This window comes from Bradyrhizobium sp. Kon58 (genome assembly GCF_055807455.1).
This window is the reverse complement of record NZ_JBVVOT010000469.1, coordinates 1-263: the sequence shown is the minus strand read 5'-3', so window position 1 is coordinate 263 and position 263 is coordinate 1. Positions and strand designations below refer to the sequence as shown.

General features: G+C 70.7%; 1 protein-coding gene. It reads left to right on the top strand.

Going from position 1 to position 263, the window contains the following annotated elements:
• The coding region (locus AC0L20_RS41175) for an Ig-like domain-containing protein (protein WP_473295856.1) at window positions 1-263 on the top strand (263 nt) is incomplete at both ends.

The following is a 263-nucleotide window of genomic DNA, read 5'->3' as shown; positions in this document are numbered from 1 at the left end:
GGTGTTGTCGGCGACCACATCACCAACGACAACACGCTGACGCTGACGGGCTCGGCCGTCGCCGGCAGCACCGTGAAGGTGCTTGACGGTTCGACGGTGCTGGGGACCGTGACGGCGAACTCGAGCGGCGCCTGGACGCTGACCACGGCCGCGCTCTCCGACGGCGGTCACTCGCTGATGGCGACGGCGACGACCTCGGGCGGCACCAGCGTTGCGTCGACGGCCCTGGCCGTCACGATCGATACGCACGCGCCGGGTGTGCC